The organism is Streptomyces sp. NP-1717 (assembly GCF_022695985.1).
GTDB lineage: Bacteria > Actinomycetota > Actinomycetes > Streptomycetales > Streptomycetaceae > Streptomyces.
On the sequence record NZ_JAAPBF010000004.1, the window covers coordinates 1 to 23060 of the forward strand.

Annotated in this window: 19 protein-coding genes and 8 pseudogenes; 8 read left to right on the top strand and 19 right to left on the bottom strand. The window is 68.2% G+C overall.

The features are described from left to right. Positions 1–375: 375 nt before the first annotated feature. Positions 376–807: pseudogene (locus GXP76_RS01305) on the top strand (helicase); the annotation flags it as partial. Here the strand turns inward: GXP76_RS01305 and GXP76_RS35785 are convergent. The 6 genes and pseudogenes from GXP76_RS35785 to GXP76_RS01330 form a co-directional block, all read right to left on the bottom strand. Next, positions 801–1037, bottom strand: a pseudogene (locus tag GXP76_RS35785) (hypothetical protein); the annotation flags it as partial. The pseudogenes GXP76_RS01305 and GXP76_RS35785 overlap by 7 nt on opposite strands. Before the next feature lie 41 nt (positions 1038–1078). After that, on the bottom strand, positions 1079–1546 hold the full coding sequence (locus tag GXP76_RS01310) for a MarR family winged helix-turn-helix transcriptional regulator (RefSeq protein WP_242569514.1): 468 nt from the start codon (positions 1544–1546) through the stop codon (positions 1079–1081). A gap of 54 nt (positions 1547–1600) precedes the next feature. Next, positions 1601–2311 carry a DJ-1/PfpI family protein gene (locus GXP76_RS01315; protein WP_242569515.1) on the bottom strand — a complete coding sequence of 237 codons (711 nt, stop codon included), beginning with the start codon at positions 2309–2311 and terminating at the stop codon, positions 1601–1603. Between the two features lie 80 nt (positions 2312–2391). Next, positions 2392–3034, bottom strand: a pseudogene (locus GXP76_RS01320) (IS110 family transposase); the annotation flags it as partial. A gap of 237 nt (positions 3035–3271) precedes the next feature. Further along, positions 3272–4273: a GNAT family N-acetyltransferase gene (locus GXP76_RS01325; RefSeq protein WP_242569516.1), complete on the bottom strand. Its 1002-nt coding sequence runs from the start codon at positions 4271–4273 to the stop codon at positions 3272–3274. 37 nt (positions 4274–4310) lie between these two features. After that, positions 4311–4793: pseudogene (locus GXP76_RS01330) on the bottom strand (sortase domain-bontaining protein). On the opposite strand from GXP76_RS01330, the pseudogene GXP76_RS01335 reads away from it, so the two are divergent. From GXP76_RS01335 to GXP76_RS01345, 3 genes and pseudogenes are all read left to right on the top strand, one after another. Beyond that, positions 4763–5349 (top strand): annotated as a pseudogene (locus tag GXP76_RS01335) (DUF6192 family protein). The pseudogenes GXP76_RS01330 and GXP76_RS01335 overlap by 31 nt on opposite strands. 2 nt (positions 5350–5351) lie before the next feature. Beyond that, positions 5352–5651 (top strand): annotated as a pseudogene (locus tag GXP76_RS01340) (RacP protein); the annotation flags it as partial. A gap of 167 nt (positions 5652–5818) precedes the next feature. Next, a complete protein-coding gene (locus GXP76_RS01345; RefSeq protein ID WP_242569517.1) occupies positions 5819–6202 on the top strand; it encodes an HIT family protein in 384 nt (127 codons plus the stop codon). 32 nt (positions 6203–6234) lie between these two features. Here GXP76_RS01345 and GXP76_RS01350 read toward each other — a convergent pair. The 4 genes and pseudogenes from GXP76_RS01350 to GXP76_RS01365 form a co-directional block, all read right to left on the bottom strand. Then, positions 6235–6536: pseudogene (locus tag GXP76_RS01350) on the bottom strand (IS5/IS1182 family transposase); the annotation flags it as partial. A 79-nt stretch (positions 6537–6615) separates the two neighbouring features. Next, positions 6616–6831 (bottom strand): hypothetical protein, encoded by a 216-nt coding sequence (locus GXP76_RS01355; protein WP_242569518.1) that lies wholly within the window; start codon positions 6829–6831, stop codon positions 6616–6618. Then, entirely contained in the window at positions 6828–7061 is a 234-nt protein-coding gene (locus tag GXP76_RS01360; RefSeq protein ID WP_242569519.1) for a hypothetical protein, read from the bottom strand. Before GXP76_RS01360 ends, GXP76_RS01355 begins: the two co-directional genes overlap by 4 nt. A gap of 497 nt (positions 7062–7558) precedes the next feature. Next, on the bottom strand, positions 7559–7801 hold the full coding sequence (locus tag GXP76_RS01365) for a hypothetical protein (protein ID WP_242569520.1): 243 nt from the start codon (positions 7799–7801) through the stop codon (positions 7559–7561). On the opposite strand from GXP76_RS01365, the gene GXP76_RS01370 reads away from it, so the two are divergent. From GXP76_RS01370 to GXP76_RS01380, 3 genes are all read left to right on the top strand, one after another. Further along, positions 7800–9527 (top strand): SpoIIE family protein phosphatase, encoded by a 1728-nt coding sequence (locus GXP76_RS01370; RefSeq protein ID WP_242569521.1) that lies wholly within the window; start codon positions 7800–7802, stop codon positions 9525–9527. The two genes, GXP76_RS01365 and GXP76_RS01370, sit on opposite strands and share 2 nt — an antisense overlap. Beyond that, complete coding sequence (locus tag GXP76_RS01375) at positions 9520–10290, top strand: aminoglycoside phosphotransferase family protein (protein ID WP_242569522.1); 771 nt, start codon at positions 9520–9522, stop codon at positions 10288–10290. Before GXP76_RS01370 ends, GXP76_RS01375 begins: the two co-directional genes overlap by 8 nt. Positions 10291–10858: 568 nt before the next feature. Next, positions 10859–11689, top strand: a complete 831-nt coding sequence (locus GXP76_RS01380; RefSeq protein WP_242569523.1) for a transglutaminase-like domain-containing protein — start codon at positions 10859–10861, stop codon at positions 11687–11689. A gap of 51 nt (positions 11690–11740) precedes the next feature. On the opposite strand, the pseudogene GXP76_RS01385 reads toward GXP76_RS01380, so the two are convergent. The 4 genes and pseudogenes from GXP76_RS01385 to GXP76_RS01400 form a co-directional block, all read right to left on the bottom strand. Continuing rightward, positions 11741–11923 (bottom strand): annotated as a pseudogene (locus GXP76_RS01385) (ATP-binding protein); the annotation flags it as partial. A gap of 344 nt (positions 11924–12267) precedes the next feature. Then, positions 12268–12585: a hypothetical protein gene (locus GXP76_RS01390; protein ID WP_242569524.1), complete on the bottom strand. Its 318-nt coding sequence runs from the start codon at positions 12583–12585 to the stop codon at positions 12268–12270. Between the two features lie 49 nt (positions 12586–12634). Further along, entirely contained in the window at positions 12635–12907 is a 273-nt protein-coding gene (locus GXP76_RS01395; protein WP_242569525.1) for a hypothetical protein, read from the bottom strand. Beyond that, positions 12886–13287, bottom strand: a complete 402-nt coding sequence (locus GXP76_RS01400; RefSeq protein WP_242569526.1) for a hypothetical protein — start codon at positions 13285–13287, stop codon at positions 12886–12888. Before GXP76_RS01400 ends, GXP76_RS01395 begins: the two co-directional genes overlap by 22 nt. A gap of 657 nt (positions 13288–13944) precedes the next feature. Here GXP76_RS01400 and GXP76_RS01405 point away from each other — a divergent pair. After that, the gene (locus tag GXP76_RS01405; RefSeq protein WP_242569527.1) at positions 13945–14451 is read left to right on the top strand and encodes a hypothetical protein; all 507 of its coding nucleotides are present in this window, start codon (positions 13945–13947) and stop codon (positions 14449–14451) included. 30 nt (positions 14452–14481) lie between these two features. On the opposite strand, the gene GXP76_RS01410 is transcribed toward GXP76_RS01405, so the two are convergent. From GXP76_RS01410 to GXP76_RS01430, 5 genes are all read right to left on the bottom strand, one after another. Continuing rightward, on the bottom strand, positions 14482–15996 hold the full coding sequence (locus GXP76_RS01410) for an FMN-binding glutamate synthase family protein (protein WP_242569528.1): 1515 nt from the start codon (positions 15994–15996) through the stop codon (positions 14482–14484). A 152-nt stretch (positions 15997–16148) separates the two neighbouring features. Continuing rightward, positions 16149–17834, bottom strand: coding sequence for an acetolactate synthase large subunit (locus GXP76_RS01415; protein WP_242569529.1), 1686 nt, complete (start codon positions 17832–17834; stop codon positions 16149–16151). Positions 17835–18248: 414 nt separating this feature from the next. Continuing rightward, positions 18249–18473, bottom strand: coding sequence for a hypothetical protein (locus tag GXP76_RS01420; RefSeq protein WP_242569530.1), 225 nt, complete (start codon positions 18471–18473; stop codon positions 18249–18251). A 2637-nt stretch (positions 18474–21110) separates the two neighbouring features. Continuing rightward, a complete protein-coding gene (locus GXP76_RS01425) occupies positions 21111–22496 on the bottom strand; it encodes a replication-relaxation family protein (RefSeq protein WP_277992865.1) in 1386 nt (461 codons plus the stop codon). Between the two features lie 109 nt (positions 22497–22605). Beyond that, the gene (locus tag GXP76_RS01430; protein ID WP_242569582.1) at positions 22606–23031 is read right to left on the bottom strand and encodes a LexA family transcriptional regulator; all 426 of its coding nucleotides are present in this window, start codon (positions 23029–23031) and stop codon (positions 22606–22608) included. Positions 23032–23060 lie beyond the last annotated feature (29 nt).

The window sequence follows — 23060 nt, forward strand, 5'->3', positions numbered from 1 at the left end:
CTCTCGCGGGCGGTGGCGGCCGGGACCCGGTCACCGGGCTCGACACCGAGAGCACGGGTGGGCGTTTCCGGTTACGTGCGAGGCGTCGGCTCGATGAGCAGTGCGTCTATGGGCTTGGTCCGATGGGGGCGCAGCACTTCCAGCCAGGTCACTCCGCTGTCCAGGAGACGCCCCATAGATCCGAAGCCGTTCCATCACCCACACACAGGAGCGACAAGCCCCCACCCACCGAGACTGGCAAAACGACACCCCGGCACCGGCATCACCCCAGCCCAACACCAGTGAAAACCCATGACGCACATCCAATGCACATCACACGACGTCCATCAGGCAGAGGTCCGCGGAGCGCGGCTCGCCGCTCTGCAGACCGCCCTGGTGAAGGCTTCGTCAGAGGAGACCCTCCGACGCACCCTCGTCTTCCACCCTCTCGTGAAGGAGACCGAGGCGTTCGCGGCCGGCCTTCCCGATGTTGCCGCGCAGCTGCACGCCGCCGACGCTGAGCTGTACCCGCGCACGATCTGGCCAACTGGCTGTGCGACGAGCACAAGCCGGGCCACCTGCGCCGTGTCCTCGGGGGAGTTCGCGGCTGGGATCGACACCGACGGCACGGTCGTAGAGAAGTGCTTCCTGGGCTCGGTGAAGGTGCTCGGCGAAGGTGTAGATACCCGGGAATGTGACTCCGTGTTCTGGGCGGATGAGCGCGGGGCGATGCCGGGCCTGGTCCAGGCCGTGGGCCGGGCGCTGCGGATGCAGCCGGGCGAGGGCAAGGTGGCTTCGCTCGTGGTGCCGGTGCTGCTCGGGCCGGGCCCGCGCCGGTGCTCGGCCACCAGCGTGAGGTCACCGCCGAGATCACCGGACCGTCCGCGCACAGCAACGCGTCCACGAGCTCGAACAGTTCGTCCCAGCGCGGTCAGGCAATCGAACAGGTCGCCCCGGAAGCGCGACGCTTCCACGAACGCTTCCCCCGGAACAACTTCAGGCAGCAAACTCGCCTCACGGCCTTCGTCGTGGTCACGTAACCCTTGGTCGGAGCACATGATCAGACGGAGGCCACCTCAGCGTCAGGTGTGGTCGCCACTCAGCCCCGGGGGCCGGGAGCAGTCCGGGACGATCCGGCGCCGACCGGCCCCAGGGCGTGGAGGAGGGCATGGTTCAGGGCTCGCCTGCTCTCCGCCGTGAGGCCCGCCAGGACCTCGGCGTCCAGCTCGGCGGCGACGGTGCGGGCGTCGGAGAGCAGCGAGCTGCCGTGATCGGTCAGTTCGAGACGTGCCCGGTGCCCCTGTCCGGGCAGTGTGCGGCGCACCGCCCCCAGTTCCTCGAGCAGGAGGACGGTGGCGCGCATGCTCTGGCTCGTGACGCCGGCCCGGCGGGCCAGGTCGCTGTAGGACAGTTCGCTGTCGCGGGCGACGTGGCCGAGTGCCCCGAGGAGGCGCAGCGACAGCCCGAGGCTGGCGAGCCGCTCGTCCAGCCTCTCCTGCAGCCGACGGCCGCCCGTGATCAGCAGCATGACGGTCGACAGTGCACTCTCCGGTACCTCGCCGTTCATCTGGGACTCTCCCTGTGTCGGATGCTTCCGGCACAGTCTCCCAGACTCAGGGGATCACGCCGGGGCGGAGATCCCCAGCCGGTCCGCGGCCCGCCGTGCGATCGGGGAGACGGTCCCTGTCCACTCATGCGTTTCTGCGAGCGCGTCCCGGGTGAGCTCCGGGCCGGCGAGCTCGGGGGTGCCCACTCCGAACAGAGGGTGCGGATCGTATTCGGCATTCAGCTCCATCCGGCGCGCGGCGTCGGTGCCGAAGAAGTGCTGGATCAGCCGCTGTGCGATCTCAAAGCACCCGGTCGCCGGGCCCGCGGTGATGCGGTTCCGGTCCTCCACGACTTTGTTGGTCTCGACCACCGTCGCACCGAACTGATCCAGCAGGCCGTAGAAGTGGTAGTTGGTCGTGGCCCGGTATCCGCGAAGCAGGCCGGCTGCACCCAGAACCAGGCTGCCTTCGCACACGCCGGCGACCCATTTCGCACGGGTGCCCCGGTCGGCGAGGAACGCGACCGTGTCGGGGTCCTCCATGAGCTCGGGCGGCGTTGCCCCGATCAACAAGACGTCCAGGTCGGCGGGGCAGTCCGCGAAGGTGGTGGTCGCGCGCGTGGGGAACCCGGCGTAACCCGAGAACTCCTCCAAGTCTTTCCAGACGAGGTGGAGATTCACCCCGGGCATGCTGCCCATGGCCGCGTGGAACCCGATGACGTCGACCGGCGCGTACTTGGGGCACACCAGCATCGCGATCTCGAGACTGCGCTGTTCTTTGGACATGGCCCTTCTTTCTCTCGGCTTGCAGTCACACTACAAGCCTGACTGCAAGTGTGTCGAGGCGGCCCTGCTTCTGACATCACCGCGTCCACAGCGGCCTGAGCAAGGTCGGCAGCACCCTTGACCTTGCGGTTCTTCAGCCATGCCTCGATACGCCTGGCGCCGCTGCGCCGGATCGCGGCGGCGTCTGGTAACCCGTCAGCAGAAGCGGTCCCTTGTTCGTCAGGCTCAACGAACGCTCCAATGCCGGGAAGATCTCCAGGAGTTGCCCTCGACGCCGGTTGACCTGCTGAGTGCGGTCGTTGACCAGGTCGGTGCGGTGCCTGACCAGGATCTTGAGGTCGACGGCTATCTCGTCGCCGGGCCGCAGCACGCCGAGGTCCTTCCGTATGCGGGCCTGGTCGGCGATGACGAAGGCGTCCTTCGCGTCCGTCTTGCCCTGGCCTCGGTAGGCCGCTGACGCCTGGTGAACGGCAAGGCCGGTGAGGTAGACCATCGGCTGGTCGTGGCTGAGCAGCAGACCAATGAGCAGGGCGGCCCCGCCGTGGTTGATGTCCACTGCCCACAACGAGTCCTGGGACAGAGCGAGGACATCGCCGATCAGCTCCAGCAGTGCGGCTCGTCGTTCAGGAATCGTCGCGACAGCAGGCGTTCGCCCTGCGCGTCGATGACCACGCAGTGGTGGTGTTCCCTGCCGATGTCCACTCCGGCCCAGATCTCGGGCACGGTCACCTCCGCCAGCTCGTCGTCACACAGAAGCCCAGCAGACGACCTCGCCGACGTTGTCCTACACAGCGATCAAGTCGCGTATCCCAATTAGCGGTCGAGTCGTCGCGAGGCTCCAGGCGGCCAAGTTCTTTGAGCCATCCAACGGCGACAAGCTCACAGCCATACCCAGAACCCCCGGGTCCGACGATCTTACGAAGGACCGTCTCAGACCCACGCTTGGAAGGTAGGACAAGCTCAGATGTGGACCGGCTTCCGGTAGCGCACATACTCGTTCCGGCGCCGGAACCCCACGCTCTCGTAGAGATCGTAGGAGCGGTACGCGTTGGCGGTGCCGGTGTACAGACGGGCGGTCCGCGCGCCGTGCCCGCGCAGGCATCGCAGCCCGTCGAGCAGCAGGGCGCGGCCCACTCCCCGTCGCCTCGACTCCGCGCGAACGCTCAACTCCTCGACTTCGCCGAGGGCGCCGTCCCGATGACGGACCGAGCACAGCGCGACGCCCACCATCTCCTCACCGTCCCAGGCGGCCCGCCAGCAGGCCGGGGCGGCCGTCGCGAGGCACCTGTCGAACGTCCAGTCCTTGGTGAAGGCGGCGTCCGCGTACGAGTCCACGACCGTCCGCCAGGCGGCGCGGTAGAGGTCCGGCTCGACGGCACCAACCCGGATACCCGCCGGCAACGGCTCGCCGGGGGGCAGCAGTCGGAGATCGGCCAGTTCCAACTCCACAAGACTGAAAACCCGTTGGTATCCGCTGTCGAGCAGCAGCCTCGTCGCGTCCTCTTCCGAAGCCATGGCGTTCGCGCCGAACACCGCCGACCGCGCGGTCCCGTGCCGCCGTACGAGCAGGCGGATCCGGCCTTCGGCCCAGTCGAGCATGGCCGAGCCGATGCCCCGGCCCCGGTGCGCGGGCAGCAGATAGCCGCGGTGCAGATACAGTCGTGTCCCGTCCCGCTCCTGCCACCACCGGACGGTCGCGTAGCCGACGGGGCCGTCGGGGTGATCGACGAGGACCTGGTTCCCGGTCGGGTCGTCCAACTCGGCGCAGTCTTCGCCGATCTCGGCCGCTGTCGGGACTCCTTCCACGATCGAGCGGACGTCGAGGCGATCCCGCTCCGCACAGCCCAGCCGTACGGCGGCCATCGCGCCGTGGTCCTCCCGGCCGCGATACGGCCTGAGGACACAGCCGGGCGGAAGTCCCGCCGGTACGGGGCCGCTGCCACCGCCGCCGTGCGCTGCCATGCCCAAGTCCCCTGTCCCGTGGGCGAGATGACGCGGTTCAGTCCGAAGTCGCGTACACGATGAGATTGTTCACCGGGTGCTCCTCCGCGTCGAACTCGCCGTCGCAGGTGATCAGTCTCAGTGCCCGGTCCTCGGTCCGGCCGTAGACCTTCTCGGTGGGAAAGGACCCCTTGCCGACGCTCTCCATGCCCGTGACGGTGAAGCGGACCGGCTCTTCCCCTCGTCTGCCGATCGTGATGGCCGCGCCCTTGGTGATCTCCTTGAGATCGTGGAAGACGGCCTTGCCGAAACGGGTGATGTTGTGGCCGATGATGACTGCGGCACCGGTCTCGCCGGGCACCGCACCGCCGGTGTGCCAGCCCGCGGTCATGCCCTTCTCGGCCGGCGGGACCTCGACGGTTCGCGTCCGCGTTGAGGCCGAGCTCCATCAGGGAACTGTCGACGCCGATCGAGGGATCGCCACGTCGGTGGGAGCGGCGGGAGCGGCGGGTGGGCTGGACGGTCGACAACCCGGAGACACCGCAGGAGAAGATCACCGCGATCCACCATCTGGCCCGGGATGAGGAGGTCACCGCGTCGGTGACCACCGAATTCCTCAAGCGTCCGCAGGTAGCGGCCAAAGTCTCCCCGGAGAACAAGGTTCGGGTGGTGGAGGAGTTCACCCGCGACGAGACGGTCGCGGCGAGTGCGGCGACCAGTCTGCTGCGCAGGCCGGCCGTCGCGTTCAAGGCGATGAGCGACGACACCGCCCGTCTCCAGGCCAACCATGCCCAGGTCGAGCGGTCCCGGCAAGCCCGCGATCACTTCGAGGACATCAGTCCGGTCGCTCCGGCGGTCCGTCATATCGACCGGACGGTGGAGTTTCTGGATCTGGTCACTGCCTGTCACTCGTTCGTGGCCGCAGTTGGCCGGGCGGTTCCGGGCCTGCGTGATCGCACGCCCGGTGAGAAGAGCGCACGATCGTGCACGAGAACGCCGCGAAGGTCCGGTCGACACTGGACTTGATCGAGACCGCGGTCGATACGGGAAGGGTCGACATGGACGGCGAGCTGGCCCGTCTGCCGAAGGGCGAGTAGGCATGCCCTGCGCCTCACGGCGTCGGGGCGACGCCGCCAGGAGGCATGCGGACACCCTGCGGTTCGTGCTGTTCGAGGCCCGGCCCGCCGGGTTGCTGTTCCACCAGTTGACCCGCACTTCCGGACTGTCCGACAGCCAGGTCAGGATTGGTCTGGCCTTCCTGCGCGACATCATCGCGGAGAACGGCTGGCCGCCGCTGATCTGGACGAGAGCCGACGGTTACCAGCTCGGGGCCGAGCCGACCGCTCTCCAGGCATACGAGCGGGCTGTGCTCAGTACCTGTTTGCGATCCCTTGATCGAAAAGGGGTGTCCTTCGAGAGCACCCAGCGTTGCGGAATTGACTGGCGCGTGCCCTCTCGCACCTGGTGTCGTGGGCCGCACGAGGTGTCTTCGAGTTGGGGGTCAGGTTGCTGGGCGGGAAATGTGTCTTCTGCGCCATCGCACGAGGTGAGGCGGCAGCGAGCATCGTGTTCGAGGACGAGTGGGTCGTCGCGTTCATGGACCTCCAACCCGTGACCCCCGGGCACCTGCTTGTCATTCCGAAGTCACATGCGGAAGGGCTGGAAGATCTTCAGGACGACATCGGTATGCGGGTCTGGGCGATGGCGCACCGGCTCGGACGCGCATTGCGCCAATCCGGCCTGCGGTGCGAGGGGGTCAATCTCTTCCTGGCTGACGGCGAGGCGGCCTTCCAGGAGGTCTTTCACATCCATCTGCATGTGTTCCCCCGCTACAAGGGAGATCCGTTCCGCATCGAGGCGGACTGGCAGGTGCACGAGCGCCGCCTGCTCGACGAAACGGCGAGGGCAGTCCGCAGAGGAATTGCCGCCCCCGATGTCCTTCCGCGCTGACGCGCTCAAGCTTCTTGCATGAGTGGGGGCGGTGTCGCGGACGGTTTCACGGGACTGCTTCGCCGCCGGGTGAGGCGGCGGGTCATCAGTGTGATGGCCGCCCACCCAGGTGATCAGGGTCTCGGAGTGCTGGACGAGGCGTTCGCAGTCGCGTGCGTGGCGGCGGGCGTGCATCATCCAGGCCCATGTCCGTTCGACGACCCAGCAGCGGGGCAGCACGATGAACCCGGAGCCGTCCTTGGGACGGCTCACTGTCTTGATCGTGAGGCTGAGGTACTTCTTTGCCCAGGTCGAGCTTTCCGGCATAGGCGGAGTCGGCCCAGACGATTTGGACACCACGCCAGAGTAGGACCCAAAGCTACTCAGAACCGGGGATCAGAAACAGCTACTGAGGCCGGCCCCGGTGGCGTTGATCAGCCTCCGAGCCGGACGGAATGCCAACGCCGGGCGCTGCGGCTGATCATCCCCAACCCCTCCATACGGCCGAGCTGGTACGCAACGGAGGCGGTGCTCGACAAGCCGACCAGTTCCCCGATCTGCCGCAGCGAAGGCCCCTCGCCGTGCTCCGTGATCCAGCCCCGGATCACGCGCAGGATCTGCACCTGCCGCCCGGCCGGCACCTCGTTCATCCCGCCGCGCGCCTTCCTGCCGTATCCCGGTCCGCGGTGGCGCGCAGGGCGGGGCGGGCCGCCGGTCGAGAGGCCAGGTGCGGGTGCCAGAACAGACGGGCCGAGAGCCGCAGCAGCCTTCGCCGGAGCACCGTGTTGTCGGCCGGGCGGCAGACGGCGAGCGCCTGATAGGTGGCAGTCCACGCGTGCTGGATACGAACGAGATCGTCGGGGAAAGATCGGTCACTCATCCCTCGATTAGATCGCGTGTTCGATTTTTATGTCACGCCGGATACGTCCAGCCCGCCGGAGCCTGGTCGGCGCCCGCCACCGCTGCCCCGTGGCGACAGGAGCGCGGAGGCCGGCCGACGCGCGAGAAGGACCCCACCGCCCGAATCCCCGCCGCGCGCCCCGCCCGCCCTTTTCCCTTTTCTTCGTCGAGCACGGGAGCAGGGGCAGCAGAGGGGATGTCCGGCACCCCGACCACAGGGGCGACCACGGGGGTGACCTGCGCAGACGCGGGCCAGTGCCGGAAGAGGACATGCAGCTGTCGGCGGGGTTGTCGGCCCCGTGGTCAGGGCTGTCCACAGTGGTGTTGTCGCATCGTGACCAAATCCGGTCCTGGTGGTCAGAGCTGTGGTCGGGGGTGGCTGCTGCCCTGGACTCGTAGCGCGGCGCCGCCGGGATGAGGCCGCCCTGTACGAGGGGACCAGGAGCATGACGACACGGCCCCAGCCGCAGGAGACGGTCAGGCGCTGCTGATGATGTCGAGGATGAATTCGATGGACTTGAGCAGGGCGACGATGTGCCGTACCCATTTGTAATGAAACCCGCCCGACAAGCCGTCGGGGATGCGACGATCTGAGATTCGACGGATCATGGTGGTTTCGGAGCGTGATTTTCGGAGACCCGGTCGCATGGCTCCTCTCAGAGGCGAACGCTGGGTAAGGGGCGCCCCAGCAGCCTCCAGAAACGCGGTGATCATGTCCATGTCCGAGGCCGACAGGGTGCCCGCAGTGGTGTCGGCCCCGGCGGGGCTGCCCGACAGGCTCGGAGCAGCGGTGTGCGTGGTCGACGAGCGCGGGACAATAACCTCGGCGAACGCGCATGCGCAGCGCCTGTTGGGCAGGGACGCCGCCGGTCTCGTCGGCCGGGATGCCCATGAAATGCTGCACCGCGACCGGCACGGTCAGCCGCTGGCTAAGGCCCAGTGCCGGATGACCGAGGCGTTCCTGGCCCGCCGCGCGAAGGTCGGCGTCGGCTGGTTCGAGCGGGGCGACGGGTCGCTGGTCGAGCTGTCCTGGCTCGTCGCGCCGTGTGACCCCACGAGTGACCATGCGGACACGATGGTGATCTTCACCGATCCGGACCGCGGGTCGGACCGTACCGATTTGCCGACCGCGACCGGCTCAGCGCTGCCGGAGCTGGAGCGGCTGGCGCTGCTGGCCGAGACGACCACGCAACTGACGTCGACTCTCGACAGCGAGGAGGCTCTGCGCAGGCTGGTGCGTCTGGTGGTTCCCAGGATCGCGGACTGGGCGGTGGTCGACCTGATCACCGAGCTCGACGAGGTCGAGCGCGCCATCGTGGTGCACTGTGAGGACGGCGCGTTGGTCGCACGGGAGGAGTTGCAGGGGCCGATGCCACCGGTTCCGCAGGAGTCCCCGATGCCGCTGTCGCGGGCACTGCGAGGCGCGGCCTCCACGCTGGTGACGCCTCAGACGTACCAGGGACCGCCGGATTCCGGCATCGCCATCGAGCAGCAGCGGCTCTTCGAGGCGACCGGCATGGGCTCAGCGGCGATCGCACCCATACGGGGCGTGCGGGACGTGATCGGCGCGCTGACTCTGGGGCGGTCGGAGCACCGCGAGCCTCTGACTGCGGCAGACCTGTCGCTGCTGGAGGACCTCACTCGCCGCACCGGACTGGCTCTGGACAACGCCCGGCTCTACCAGCGCCAGCGCAAGGTCGCCGAGACCATGCAGCGCCACCTCCTGGCGCAGTTGCCCTCGGTGCCGGGCCTGCAGATGGCCGCCCGTTACCTGCCCGCGCCGGATGACTCGCAGGTCGGCGGTGACTGGTACGACGCTTTCACGGTTGCCGACGGCACGACAGCCCTGGCGATCGGTGACGTGGTCGGCCACGATCTGGACGCAGCCGCGGGAATGGCACAGGTTCGCAGCATGCTCCGTGCCTACGCTTGGACCCGCCACGAGCCCCCCAGTGCGATCGTGCACCGGCTGGACGGGTCGATGACCCACCTCACGGGCGTAACGATGGCGACGCTTGTCTTCGGGAACATGGAGCGGACCGTCGAGGGAACCTGGCGGCTTACCTGGACGAACGCCGGCCATCCACCACCGCTGCTGATCACCCATGACGGTCGGGCCCGCTACCTCACCGACGGACACGGGTTGCTGTTGGGCACCGGTCTGGAGCCGGTACGCCGCGAGGCGCGTCTCACCCTGCCGCCCCAGGCCACACTCGTCCTCTACACCGACGGACTCGTCGAGAGCCGCGACCGCCCGATCGACGACGGCCTGGACCAGCTGCGCAAACACGCCGCGTCTCTGGCCCACCGGCCGCTAACCGCCTTCACCGACCTCCTGCTGGAACGCGCCCGGCCAGTCGGCAAGAGGAACGACGACGACATCGCCATCCTCACCCTGCGCACACCCGCCAAGGAAAACGCAGAGGGAATATGCGAATGTGACTGACACACGCGTATTGCAGGACGATCCTCATCGCAGAGTGGTGCGCGTCGGCGACACGGTCCGGCGGCCTGTGCATGCGTGGACCCCGGCGGTTCACGAACTGCTCCGGCACCTTGAGGACGTCGGCTTCCCGTACTCGCCACGGGTGCGGGGGATCGATGAGGAGGGCCGTGAGGTCCTCACGTATCTGGACGGTGAATCAGGGCCCCAGGGCTGGGCCGAGGTGGTCGACGACGTCGGCCTGGTCTCCTTCGCCCGCCTTCTGCGCCAGTATCACGATGCGGTCGCGGGCTTCCGTTTGTCTGAAGGACTGAGCTGGTGCACCGGGGAGAGCGGGCCGGGCGAAGGTGAGGTGGTCTGTCACGGTGACTTCGGCCCGTGGAACATCGTCTGGCAGCGGGAGGACCCCATCGGCATCCTGGACTGGGACTACGCCCGGCCGGCGAACCGGCTGCACGACGTCGCCTACGCGCTGGAGTACGTGGCCCCGTTCCGGGATGACGCCGAGTGTCTCCAGTGGCTGCGGTATCCCGAACCACCCTCCCGACGCCACCGTCTGGAGCTGTTCGCCGACGCCTACGGCCTGACCTCCGCTGACGGCCTGGTCGGCACGGTCATCAATGTCCAGAAGGCCGCGATCGAGCAGGTCCGCGGGCTCGCCGAGCGGGGACTACAGCCGCAAGTCCGCTGGGTCGCCGACGGCTACCTCGACGGTCTCGCCCAACGAGTCGCCTGGAGCCAGGCCAACCGCAACCTTTTCGAGTAAGAGAGGCGTCTGGCCGTCCCATCTTCCCGGGCACGGCGGTGCCGTCATTTCACCTCGACATCTCCGAGCCTGTCGATCACTAACTGCCTCCGGAAACCGTCGACATACGCGTCCCCAGACATCAACGAAGCCAACGCGCTCAACGCCTGGGGCCACGACACCAGCACTCTGGAAAACACGAACGACATCGCTGCCCGTGAACTTCGCACCCGCATGAAGGATCACAATGTGTGGTGGGCGAGCAACGGGACAGGCGAACACGCCGAAGACCCGCTGTTCTGACGGAGAGGACCAGTTCTCTACGCGTGAGCCGTCACTCAACGTATGCGCTACACGGAATGAGTGCCACAACCGAGAAGTGACGTCAGCCATGAGGGCCCGCCGCCCGGAGAGCGGCGGGCCGTCGAGTGGGTAGCGGCAGACAGCCGGCCTTGTCGGGCTCTTCGGCTCGGGTCCGTGATGGTGTGGGTGAGAAGCAGCAACGTCTGGCAGGGAGTTTCAGCAACGCCGTGGATCGGCTGGGCTGCAACGGGCCAGATGTCAGACCCGCCGCATACCATCCCCGGTTATGGCCGATGACGTGCTCAACTACTCCCAGCCCGGACCCTTCACGAGCCTGGACGCGACGCAGCTCCAGCTCATCGAGAGCCTGCCGGATGACCCCGTTGGTATCTGTGCCGCCGCGCAGGGCCTGGTCATTCAGCCTGCGGACGCCACCGCGGTAGGGGTTCCGGAGGCACGGCTCGCAGAGAAGAACATCCGGCCGGTCAGCGAGCTGATCGCCGCCCTGATGGCCCTCGATCCGTCTCCGCTGCACCAGGCTCGCACCCCCGAGACACGGGTGATCGGCACCTGCCGGCACTTCGCCACCATCGCCTGCGCATTCCTGCGAGCGAGGGGCATCCCCTCGCGGGCCCGGTGCGGCTTTGGGACCTACTTCCTGGAGAACTGCGGCGTCGACCACTGGATCACCGAGTACTGGAACGTTGATCAGCAACGCTGGGTGCGCGTCGACACCGAACACCTCGGCAAGACATATGTCGAGCATCCCGAGGATCTCGCTGTGGGCGAGTTCCTGACCGGCGGCGAGGCGTGGGTTCAATACCGCCAAGGTTTGGTCGACGGCCAGAAGTTCGGGGTGGCCGGTGTCGACTTCGCCTGGGGACCTGCCGAGATCAGCGGCAACGCCGTCCGCGACCTCGCGGCGCTCTGCAAACAGGAAATGCTGAACTGGGATGAATGGGGCCGTATGACTGATGCATATCAGGGCAAGACGGGTCCCGACTACGACCAGCTCATCGACGAGGTCGCCGATGCCTGCTCCAAGGACGATCCGCTGACTCTGACTCAACTCTTCGCCCGGGGGGACCTGGCCGTTCCTCACGGCATGGCCGGATGAGCCGATCCGGGGACTGGCAGCGGAGCGTCGGCGACCGCGCCAGTCCCCGGCTCAGGTCGTGGCAGCCTGTTCTGCCTTGGCTCGGGTGCTGACGAGCCGGTAGGAGTCGGCACCTGTCTCGAGGATGGTGCCTTTGAAGGTGAGGCGATCGACGATGGCCGCGCAGAGACGGGGATCGGTGGAGGTCTTCGTCCACCCGCCAAACGACTCGTTGGAGGCGATGGCGACTTTGTTCCCCGTGGTCAGCCTCATGGTTGCCCCGACCACGGCGACATCATCCATACGTCCCGGCGTCCTGGCCGCGATGGCAACGCGGGTCTGCCCAGGGTCGCCTGGGCAGACCCGCGCAGTCTAGGAAAAGGACACCCCGGAGTCAGACGCGGCGGCGCGAGAGCCAGCCGCCCGCCTTATGCACGCGCACTTCCGCAGCCTGGTCCTGATCCGGGCGCTCGTGGACGCCTTGGTGCTTGCAGTCGTCGCAGAGCTCCGGGTGGTTGTCCCAGCCCGTCACCTGGGCTGCTGCCCACCGTTCGTCGGTGAACTTCGCCCCGCAGACGGCTCAGACGGGACGCCGGGCCTCACGCTCGGCTGACTTCCTCGCCGCCTGCTCCTCGGCCGCCCGGGCCGGCCGGGCCGTGTTCGCGGAGGTTACGCAGCCCCGTCGCGATGATCGAGATCTTGCCGTCGTAGTGGTGGTGGCCACCATGCTGCCGCTGGCACGCCCACAGGCGACGGGTGAGGTCGATCAGGCGCGGGACCGTGTTGTTGGGTTTGCGGTCGCCGATGCGGTTGAAAACCAGCAGCACGGGCGGGTGCGCCTTGTCGCCGGACGAGGCGGCCGGGGCCGTCCAGCGGGTGCGCCACATCGGGCGCTCCTTGCCGTCGATGTCCTTCATCTTCCGCCGGAGGAACCGGGCGTACTTCCCCATCTTGTCGGCGAGTTCCTCAGCGCCCTCGTGGCAATTTGTCGATCTCGATGAACAGCAGCGGCACCTGGCCCTGCGGGGCGGTGAGGACGAGGTCGGCCTGGGCGCCGCCCCTGCCGGGTGTGTTCCACGTCCCGGTCGCGGGCAGCGGAATCTCGGTGAAGTACGAGGCGATCGTGCCGATCCCGTCCGGTGCGTCGACGGCGGCCCGCACGTGCGGCAGGTCGTCGGTGAGCTTGGCCATGTCCGGCTTCGATCGCAGCAGTGCGATCACGGTCTCGTTGACGGCCATCGGGTGGGAGGCGCCGCTGGAGCCCGCGCCGCGCGCGGTGGTGCTTTCAAGTCCGTCATGGGGCGCCGCAGCTCGTGAGAGGCGGCTTCCAGGCCCTTGAGGGTCAGATTCCACAGCGACTCCCCCGTCTGGGTGGAGCCGCCGTTCTCGGAGAGACCGTGCGCGCGCAGGTCGGACAGCGCGCCGGTGTGTGCGGCGGTGCGGGCCTGCTTCTCCTTCGACGGCGGTTGCTTGTCCGCGTGCCGGAAGCTCAGGTGCGGGGCGCCGATCCGCTGGATCTGATCGGTCGTGGCAACCTTCAGCTCCCCGAGCACGCGCAGCACATCACCGCGGGAGCTGTTCGTCGACCCGGCCGAGTTGGTGATCCGCTTCTCCGCCATCAGCCCTGCTCCCTCTCCCTCGTTGCTCGCGACCGCCCGCCGCCGGCCGACCGCCGCGGCTGCTGCCGCTGGCCGCGCCCGGCCTGGGAGTGCGTCCGGCCCCCGGACCCGATGATCTCCTCCACTACAGACAGCAAGAGGAGATAAGAGGAGTGTGACGGTGCGAAACCCGCACCGATTACTGCTCTGACCTGGTGTTTTTCCATGCCTCGGAGTGCCGGGCACCAAAGGGGGTTCCCGAGGGCCCTTTGAAGTGGGCACCCAGGGGAGCCCTCTTGGGCCTGCGCGCCACGGGCCGGCCTTCCGGTAGGAGCAGTCCGAGCGGTGCCGCCGCCCGGTCCTCGGGTGGGTGTTCGTCATCGTCTCGCCTCCTTCGCCGCCCCGGCCGAGGAGGTCGGGGTGAAGGAGCAGCGTGCAGCCGACCCCCTAGTCCGCGGTCTGACCGTGGCCGGTAGCGAACCCTGTCCGGGGGGGGGGAACGCGGCCGTGGTCGGGGCGGTAGCAGAGGTCGACAAGGGGGTGCGGTCGCGTTCGTGGTCGGGCCGACCACCCCGGACGGGCAGGGAGAGATCTCTGGTCTCTGTCCACAGGGTGATCGCCCGAGGCTGCGGGGAGTCGTCCCGATCAACGCGGCGCCACCCGTCTGAGGAGACCTCCATGCCGGACCTGATCCCGCCTCGGACCCCGCTGACGCCCGAGCAGGTGGAGCTCGGCTTCGACTACCTCCTGGCGCTGCAGACGGGTGGCGGCGGTGCTGTCGACGGGCGGGCGGAAGCAGAACCGGAGCTGGCGTTCGTCCTACTGCGGCTTGCCGAGGACATCGTCGGGTCCGCCACGGCCGTGGACGGGGAGGCAGAGCTGTCCGCGGACTCCTCCGCGCTGGACGAGGTCGGGTGCGCGCTGCTGTCCGCGCTACGGGACTGGGCGCGGGACTCCCCCGTCACGGCGGCGCCGGGCATCGCCCGCAACATCATCCGGTTCACGGTGAACGTGATCCCGGACCCCGAGCACCCGGACACCGCCGACACCCTGGAGGCAATGCGCGATGAGCACCTGGTGCTCGCGTACGCGGTGCACTCCGCACCCGGTGCACACCGAGTCCATCCGGTGCGCACCGCGATGCGCACCACCGTCCACTCGGTGGGCGTGCTGCGCAGGGCATGACGGTTGAAGACAGGTGGCCGAGTAGCTGGCTCAGGTGGTGAGCAGTTCGGCGATCTCATGAGCGAGCTCCGGGCCGAGCGAGCCCCAGCCATCCTTGTAGCCGTACACACTCCCCAGGCTGCGGGCGTCGTAGTCGCCGTTCAGGATGTCTATGTCGGTGGGGGTGATGAGCGACGGGTGGGGGACACCGACGGCGCCCGAGACCTTCAGCAACTCCCTGCGCAGGGTGCGCAGGTACATCGCGGCCCGGATGCCCTTCGAGGGCGCGTCGATGCCGCGCGCCAGCCACGGGTCCTGGGTGGCGATGCCGGTGGGGCACTTGTCGGTGTGGCACTTCTGGGCCTGGATGCAGCCGATGGACAGCATCGCCTCACGGCCCACGTTGATCATGTCGACGCCGAGGGCGAACGCGACGACGGCGTTCTCGGGCAGGCCGAGCTTGCCGGAGCCGATGAAGGTGATGTCGTCGGTCAGGCCCCGCTCGGCGAACACGCCGTAGACGCGGGAGAAGCCCATGCGAAACGGCAGGGACACCGAGTCGGCGAAGATCTGGGGAGCCGCCCCGGTGCCGCCCTCGCCACCGTCGACGGTCACGAAGTCGACCCCTCGCTCGCCCCGCTCCATCAGGGTGGCGAGTTCCTCCCAGAAGTCCATCTCCCCGATGGCGCTCTTGATCCCGACCGGCAATCCGGTCTCCGTGGCCAACAGTTCCACGAAGTCGAGCATCGAGTCCACGTCGTGGAACGCGGTGTGCCGCGACGGCGAAGCGCAGTCCTTGCCTGCGGGAATGTCGCGGATCCCGGCAATCTCGTCGGTCACCTTTGCTCCCGGCAGCATACCGCCGAGCCCCGGCTTCGCGCCCTGCGAGAGCTTGATCTCGATCGCCTTGACGGGCGCGCCCGCGACCATGGACTTGAGCTTGTCGAGGTTGAACGTCCCGTCCTCGTTGCGGCAGCCGAAGTACGACGTACCGATCTGGAGGACGAGGTCCCCGCCGTTGAGGTGGTAGGGCGACAGGCCGCCCTCGCCGGTGTTCTGCATCGTCCCGGCCAGCGCCGCGCCCTTGTTGAGCGCCGTGACGGCCGCGCCGGACAGCGAGCCGAAGCTCATCGCCGAGATGTTGATGACGCTCGCCGGGCGGAACGCCTTCGCGCGGCCGCGCGGCCCGCCGAGCACCTTGGCCGAGGGCAACGCCGCCTGCGGGTCGCTCAGATCGGGCAGCGCACCGGCGAACGTACGCTGCTTCACGTATGCATGACCCTGCACGTGCTCGATGTCGTTGTCGGTGCCGAACCCGAAGTAGTTGTTCTCCCCCTTCGCCGACGCGTAGATCCAGCTGCGCTGGTCACGGCTGAAGGGACGCTCCTCGTCGTTGGACGTCACGATGTACTGCCGTAGCTCGGGGCCGATCGTCTCCAGCACATACCTGGCGTGTCCCACCAGGGGGAAGTTCCTCAGCAGCGCGTGCTTCTTCTGCACGAGGTCGCGGGCGACCACCAGCGCCAACCCCGTGGCGGCTGCCGCACCTATACTCCGAGCACGCATGACAAAAGTTCCCCTCCTCAACTGGCCGAACCTCACGGTGGCCATCTACCCCGCCGCGGAAATGCCACGCGATGCCGCAGACCCGAGGGCACCGCCCCCGCGGGAGGGCCGCCGCGCGGCCCGTACGGGGGTCGGGCCGCGCCGCGGGCGGGTCAGAGCGCCGAGTCGAGGTGCCCGAGGTGCTCGATGAGGTTCATGTTCTCGGCGTAGTCCACCGGGCAGTTGATGATCGACACGCCCGGGTCCGCCAGTGCCTCACGGAGCGTCGGCAGCAGGTCCCCAGCGGACTCGATGTCGTAGCCCTTCGCGCCGAAGCTGCGGGCGTACTGGACGATGTCCGGGTTGCCGAAGTCGGTGTTGGAGTGTTCGCCGACCTCCAGGTCCATCTTCCACTTGATGAGCCCGTAGCCGTTGTCCTCCCAGATCAGCACGGTCAGCGGGATGTTCTCGCGAACCGCCGTCTCGATCTCCTGGGAGTGCATGAGGAACGAGCCGTCGCCGACCGCCGCCAGCACCTTCGTCTGCGGCCTGGCGAGCTGAACCGCGAGCGCGCCGGGCAGCGAGAAGCCCATGGTGGACAAGCCGTTGGAGATGAGGCAGGTGTTCGGCGCGTACGTCGGGTAGAGCCGGGCCATCCACATCTTCAGCGCGCCGGTGTCGACCAGCACGATGTCGTCGCGACCGAGCGCGGCGCGGGTGTCGGCGATGACTCGCTGCGGGGCGAGCGGGTAGCGCTCGTCCGCGGCGCCCTGCTCGAGTTCCTTGGCCAGCAGCGTGCGGGTGGCCGTGGTGTCCTCGTCGTCGATGGTCCAGCGCAGGCCGTCGAGTTCTGTGGCGAGGGCGTCGAGGGAGGCGGAGATGTCGCCGATGATGCCGACGTCGACCGAGTAGCTGTCGTCCACCTCCGCCGGGACGCGGTGGATGTGGACGATCTTCTTGTCACCGTCCGGGTTTATCCGGGACGGGTCGAACTCCTGCAGCTCGTAGCCGACGGCGATGACGACGTCGGCCTCCTCGAACCCGAAGTTGGTGTAGTCGCGCCGCATGAAGCCGAACGTGCCGGTCGCGCACGGGTGGTCGTCGGGCAGGACGCCCTTGCCGTGGAAGGTGGTCGCCGTCGACACGTCGAGTGCGGTGGCGAACGCCGCCAGCGACTCCTCGGCGCCGCCGCGCGCCGCGCCGTGTCCGGCGAGGATCACCGGCCGGCGGGCCTCCCGCAGCAGCTCCACCGCCCGTTTGATCTGCTTCGGGGACGGTGCCTCGGGCTGCACGACGTTCCTGCGCAGCGGGCGCAGGTCCGAGCCGTCCGTCGCCTCGTCGACGTCCTCGGGCACGGCGAGGTAGACGGCGCCGGGCCGCTCGGACTCCGCGGTCTTGAACGCGCGCCGCACCATCTCGGGGATGGCCTGGGTAGCCGGGACCTCCGCCGACCACTTCGTGACCGGGGCGAACATGCTCACCAGGTCCACGAACTGGTGGGACTCCTTGTAGTTGCGCTCCTTGCCGACCTGCGCGGTGATCGCGACAACGGGCGTGCTGTTCGTCATAGCGTCGGCGACGCCCAGCATCAGGTTGATCGCGCCGGGCCCCAGCGTCGCGGACATCACACCCGCCGAGCCGGTGAGCCGGCCGTGCATCTCCGCCATGAAAGACGCGGCCTGCTCGTGCCGGGTCAGGACGTAGCGGATCTTCTCCGAGCGGGCGAGGGCGTTGGTGAAACGGATGTTCTCCTCGCCGGGCACGCCGAACACCACCTCGACGCCCTCGTTCTCCAGGCAGCGAACCAGGAGTTCGGCCGCTCCGTCGGGGGTCTGCTTCCGGTGCTCGGCGTCGCTCACGCTGATCGTGTCCTCTCCTGAGTTTGGCCGTGCCGATGGGCGGGCCGGTCAGCCGTCTACCCCGGCCGGCCGCCCGGACGCCTGCGGACCGGGGCTACGAGAAGCTCAGTTGGACCCGGGGGCGCGCCGTCCGGACCTTCGGCGCCGCCCGACGGGGCTGGTACGGGCGGCGCCGCGCGCCCTCGGAAGGGGGCGGCAGGGTCGATGCCGTACTCGGCGGCGAGGTACGCCCTTCGCGTCCCGCCCAAACTCGACGCTCTGGCCAGCCACATTCGCGGGTTCGGACGTGACGCTGCCTCAGGCAGGGCGGCTCCGTGCCGCCCGGCACCCGTCACGACGTGGGCCAAGTCCTCGCCACCGGCGAGGCAATCAGCCGCCCCACCCACCACAAGCTCGGCACCAAACCGCCTCGAACTACTCAGGCGATCGGTCGTCGCCCAGCACTGCTCGGGCGGCATCGACCGCATAAGGGCTGATCGCCCCCTCGTCGTCTCCAGCTTCCGCATCCTCCAGCCACTCCGCGAGCGGACCACGCAGTTCGACGTCAGCCTGGCCGTTCCCCTGCCTCTGCCTCAACGACTCGACAGCACGGTGGAGCAGCTCAGCCAATGCCTCATCGGACTCGATGCGATACGTCATATCCCCAGGGTCCCAGACTGCGGGCGAACCTTAAACAACAAGCTCAGGTCGCGGGCCTCGTGGGTCACATGGCGCTCCAATGCGGGGGTGGTCCGGGTGTTCCAGGCGCGGCGGCGCTGGTCGGCGCTCGGGGCGCAGGGTAAGGCCGCGGTGCGGGAACCGGTCGGGGCGTCACCATTGCAGTTGCACTGAGATATCCGCGCCCGGCGCCCTGGCGACCGAGCGCAGCGCCGACTGCTCGCGTGCGGTCTGCGACCCTGGCGGCTGAGCTGCCGACCAAGTCCGCTACGCCGGACCGTAGGCCCAGGAATCCCGACCGCTACCCGGCTGCCGATGGCGCTCTCGATCGAGCACTGAAGCCTAGGTAGGGTGATCCGGCCGACCGTGTCTTCGTCTTCAGAAGCTTGGCACCGGAGTAACGGTGAGAGGGTAGGGAGAGTGCGGATTCCTGCACGGCAAGCGATGGAACGGGTCGAAAAAAAGCACACAAGTGTATCATGCCGCCCATGAATAATGGCGAGCAGGAACCTGGCGGAGTTCACAATAACTTTTCGAACAGTCGGGCCGAGAATGTTTTCCAGGCGCAAAACATAGGAAGTATTCACTTCCAGAGCCACCAGGGAATTAGCCAACAAGAGATAGATCATCAATTCGCCGGCAAATGGCGAGAGGACATCGAAGGGGCTGCCCTAATTTCTATCCTTTGGGACTTTGGGTTAAATCACAGCTTCCGAGCCCGGCCCGCTTCGAAAAGTAGTATAACTTTCATGCAGCGCCTCGCTGTTAAAGAGTGGTCCGGCGTGTGGAACGTATCCATGCAGGACCCCGATAACCCATGGATCGAATTACAAGCCACAGACATGGAAAGTCTCGGACATTATCTCGTGAGCATAATATTCAATCAACCAGAAAACAAAAGAGGGTCACTCTCGCGGCTTAGCCGGTCGGCAAACATAACGAGCCATTCGCATCAATCCTTCACGCTCGAATATCTGGACACTGCCGAAGTCCCAACGTTTTGCAGGTGGACCCGGCTCGCATAAGATTTTCCATGCCTTCTTGCTGGAGCTCTGTGCGAGCAGGCCGGTGGCGTCAGTGGTCTCCAGCTCATGTCCGGCGAACGGGCCGCTCAAGAGAAGGCGATGCGTCGACGGGACAGCCCTGTCGCCGCGGCCGAGGGCCGTCTCGCCGACGTTGCATCCCCATCCTGACGCCTGCCCCAAGAACGCTTCGTGCGCGGAGATCGTGCACCGATTCCAGTCCGGTGGGCCGATACAACGAGTCGGCGTCATCCAGGTCGGCTTCGGCGGCGCGGATCCGCCAGGTGGTTTCTGTTCCGAGCTCACGGACGGGAATTGGGAGTGCCGTGGCCGGAGCCCAGCGGGGGACGGTCATAACGCTAATCGTACGGACACGATCCTGCGCATGAACTCCACTACTACCGACCGGACTTCTGCTCCGTGAGATGCGACCGCCAAGCCGCCCAGCACCTTCCAGTTCCGCCGGATGGCCGCAGGAGCGCGGAGGCCCGGCCGACGCGCGAGAAGGACCCCACCGCCCGAATCCCGGCCGCGCGCCCGCACGACCCCGCCCGCCCTTTTCCCTTTTCTTCGTCGGTCACGGGAGCAGGAGCAGCAGAGGAGATGTCGGCGCCCCGACCACGGGGATGACCTGCGCCGACGCAGGCTGGTGCCGGAAGAGGACATGCGCCTGTCGGCGGGGTTGTCGGACCGGTTGTCGGGGTGGTCGGGGGTGGTGTTGTCGCATCGTGACCGGATTCGGTCCTGGTGGTCACTGTCCTGGTCGGGGGTGGCTGCTGCTCTGAGGACAGACAGCGGCGCCGGGCTCGGGACGGTGCCGCACCGTGCGGGAGGAGCGATGAACCGTGACGAACACGAAAGCGGGTGGCAGGGACCGGCTGGCACTGGCAGTGCTGACGCAGTGCCGGAGGGGCACCACAGGGCAGTTGCACCGGGTGCTGGCGCCCGGCGTACGAATCGAACAGACCCGCCGCCGGCTGGCAAGCTGCGCACCGAAAAACTCGTCGATCACGTGACGCTGCCTCAGGCCGGGCGGCTTCGGGCCTGGTTCCCGACCGAGTACGGAGTACGGGTCGCGATGGAGTGGCCGGAGCTCAACGAGGGCAGGACGGTTCGGCGTGGTGCCGCATCGACCGGTCCACGGTTGAGGCTCGTGCCGGATGGCGGAACGTCGTCAGCGTGTGAGTGTGGCCGCCACTCAGCCCCGGGGGCCGGGAGCAGTCTGGGAGGTCCGGCGCCGACAGGCCCCAGGGCGTGGAGGAGGGCGTGGTTCAGGACTCGCCTGTTCTCCGCCGTGAGGCCCGCCAGGACCTCGGCATGCAACTTGGCGACGACGGTGCGGGCGTCGGAGACAGCGAGCTGCCGTGATCGGTCAGTTCGAGGCGTGCCCGGTGTCCCTGTCCGGGCAGCGTGCGGGATGGTGAGGCGGGTTGGCCGCAGACCGGTGGTAGGAGCCAACTGCATGGCTGGGGCTGGAGATGACCGCTCGCCAGCCGTGTCCCCTGCTTGCCCACCTCAGCGCGGCCCGGCCGGGGTGGGCAAGCCGCCGTCCGGGGACGGCTTGCCTCCAGCCCCGGGGCCGGCGGCTTGCCCACTGCTACCGGCGGCGCCCAAACAGGCTGCGGTGCTTCTTCGTCTCCGCTTCGGCCGCTTCCCGCGCCGTGGCTTCCTCCGCCTCCCGCACCGCGATGCGTTCAGACTCCGCCCGGTCGACGTCCTCCTGCTCGCACGGCCCGCACAGGTTGTCCCGTTCGCCGGGCCAGGAGCTCCGGCGGGTCCGCTGCCAGCGGGTGTCGGTGAATTTCGCTCCGCAGCCGACGCGCACAGGCCGCTGAGCCTCCCGCTGTGCGACTTCGCGTTCCGCCGTGCGGCGGCGGGCCTGCTCGCGCTGGACCGTGTGGAGCCGGTCGCCGTCCGGGTTGCCCAGGGCCTCGGGCAGCGTCTGCCACTCCTCGCGGCCGAGCCTGCGCCAGACCGGGCCGGCGGCCCAGCCCGGGTCGGCGGTGATCCGCTCCAGCTCGGTGACGACCACGGGCAGCGCTTGGTGGTAGTCGACGGCCGTGATCCCCGCCGCCCGCCCCGGATACCGCTCCCCGGCGAAGTAGCGGCGGGCGGCGTGTTCCAGGCGCCGTATCCGATTGGCACGCTGCGCCTGGGTCCTGCCGGTGAACACGAACGCCACCGGCACGTAGCCTTCCCTCCCGGTCGCCGGGTAGATCCGCGACCACAGGCGGAAGGCGTGCGCCGCCGCACCCCGGGCCCCGCGCGCCTGGCTCCGGTCGGCCTTCGGGAGAGGGAGCTCGAACCACTCGTGGTAGCGGCGCAGCTTGGCGACGAGGTCGTCGACAGGTTCGGTGAGCCGGTCGATCTCCAGGAGCATGATCGGGATTCCGGCGTCCGGGGCGCACATCGTCAGGTCGGTGTACTGGGTGTAGCCGTAGGGGAGTTTGTGGCCGGTCTCGGTCTGCCAGGACAGCGGTGTGCCGAGCCCGGCTCCGGTGAGGACGGCGGCAGTGGAGGTGACGGCGGCGGCGTGTGCGTCGTAGCCGTCGCCGTCGACCGGCTCACCGTCGGCGGTGTACTGCGGCCTGCGCAGCGCGGACATCCGTACGTTCTTCGGGAGCAGCTGCTTGGCTTCCCCGTGTCCTCGCTCGGTGAGGACCCACAGCTGGTGGCCCGACTTCAGTCGTGTCTCCACCCGGGCCTTGCCCTGCTTCTTCAGCGCGTTGAGGGTGTCCCTCGTGCACCGGTCGTGCCGGTCGCCGGGGCGCAGCATCCGCCACAGCTGCTCCGCTGTGGCCCTCTGGAAGATTCCGAGCGCTGTCAGTATTTCCTTCTGTCGGGTGTGGGTGGGCTTCCATGTCTGCTTCGAAGACTTAGAAGGGTTGTCGAATGCCCTCCGGGCCCTGGGCCGTCGGGTCTGAGCTGCGGATACGCGCCCGGTGGGCGAAGTGGTCGTGGAGGGGCCCGTGGAGGGGGCCATCAGGTCGTGGTCCGAGTCGCCGGCGGGCGTCGGATCGGCGGTGGTGGGCGGCTTGTGGGCGGGGTCGGGTGTGAGGTCGTCGGGCACGGTGTCCTCGCGCTTCTCCGGCCTACCGGCCGGCACGGTGAGAGTCCGGGCCCGCACGCGGAAATGCGCGCGGGCCGGGGCCACCGTGTGAAAGCACCCCTTGTCTGCCGTCTGACAACCACCCCAGGTGGGTGTCCGGTATCGCCGTAACTACCCGTCGACCGGGCGGTTTTGTCCGTGACCGACGCCACAGGCGAACCTGGCGCCGTCCGTGCCGTGTCAGCCCCCCGAGCCGGACGGAATGCCAGCGCCGGGCACTGCGGCTGATCATCCCCAAATCCTCCATCCGGCCGAGCTGATAGGCGACCGAGGCGGTGCTGGACAATCCGACCAGGGCACTGATCTCCCGGACCGAGGGGCCCTCACCGTGCTCCGCGATCCAGCCCCTGATCGCCCGCAGGATCTGCACCTGCCGCTCGGTCGGCACCTCATTCACCGCCGTGTGCATGCCTGCCACGCCCGTGTCCGCCGTGGCGC

What these genes read in the sequence shown, in the direction of transcription:
- GXP76_RS01325 (WP_242569516.1), bottom strand. Translation starts at nt 4,273, where the DNA reads ATGGCAGCGCACGGCGGCGGTGGCAGCGGCCCCGTACCGGCGGGACTT.
- GXP76_RS01360 (WP_242569519.1), bottom strand. Translation starts at nt 7,061, where the DNA reads ATGAGTGACCGATCTTTCCCCGACGATCTCGTTCGTATCCAGCACGCG.
- GXP76_RS01370 (WP_242569521.1), top strand. Translation starts at nt 7,800, where the DNA reads ATGTCCGAGGCCGACAGGGTGCCCGCAGTGGTGTCGGCCCCGGCGGGG.
- GXP76_RS01365 (WP_242569520.1), bottom strand. Translation starts at nt 7,801, where the DNA reads ATGGACATGATCACCGCGTTTCTGGAGGCTGCTGGGGCGCCCCTTACC.
- GXP76_RS01380 (WP_242569523.1), top strand. Translation starts at nt 10,859, where the DNA reads ATGGCCGATGACGTGCTCAACTACTCCCAGCCCGGACCCTTCACGAGC.
- GXP76_RS01355 (WP_242569518.1), bottom strand. Translation starts at nt 6,831, where the DNA reads ATGAACGAGGTGCCGGCCGGGCGGCAGGTGCAGATCCTGCGCGTGATC.
- GXP76_RS01420 (WP_242569530.1), bottom strand. Translation starts at nt 18,473, where the DNA reads ATGACGTATCGCATCGAGTCCGATGAGGCATTGGCTGAGCTGCTCCAC.
- GXP76_RS01315 (WP_242569515.1), bottom strand. Translation starts at nt 2,311, where the DNA reads ATGTCCAAAGAACAGCGCAGTCTCGAGATCGCGATGCTGGTGTGCCCC.
- GXP76_RS01400 (WP_242569526.1), bottom strand. Translation starts at nt 13,287, where the DNA reads ATGGCGGAGAAGCGGATCACCAACTCGGCCGGGTCGACGAACAGCTCC.
- GXP76_RS01425 (WP_277992865.1), bottom strand. Translation starts at nt 22,496, where the DNA reads ATGGCCCCCTCCACGGGCCCCTCCACGACCACTTCGCCCACCGGGCGC.
- GXP76_RS01410 (WP_242569528.1), bottom strand. Translation starts at nt 15,996, where the DNA reads ATGCGTGCTCGGAGTATAGGTGCGGCAGCCGCCACGGGGTTGGCGCTG.
- GXP76_RS01310 (WP_242569514.1), bottom strand. Translation starts at nt 1,546, where the DNA reads ATGAACGGCGAGGTACCGGAGAGTGCACTGTCGACCGTCATGCTGCTG.
- GXP76_RS01405 (WP_242569527.1), top strand. Translation starts at nt 13,945, where the DNA reads ATGCCGGACCTGATCCCGCCTCGGACCCCGCTGACGCCCGAGCAGGTG.
- GXP76_RS01395 (WP_242569525.1), bottom strand. Translation starts at nt 12,907, where the DNA reads ATGGCCGTCAACGAGACCGTGATCGCACTGCTGCGATCGAAGCCGGAC.
- GXP76_RS01390 (WP_242569524.1), bottom strand. Translation starts at nt 12,585, where the DNA reads ATGAAGGACATCGACGGCAAGGAGCGCCCGATGTGGCGCACCCGCTGG.
- GXP76_RS01430 (WP_242569582.1), bottom strand. Translation starts at nt 23,031, where the DNA reads ATGCACACGGCGGTGAATGAGGTGCCGACCGAGCGGCAGGTGCAGATC.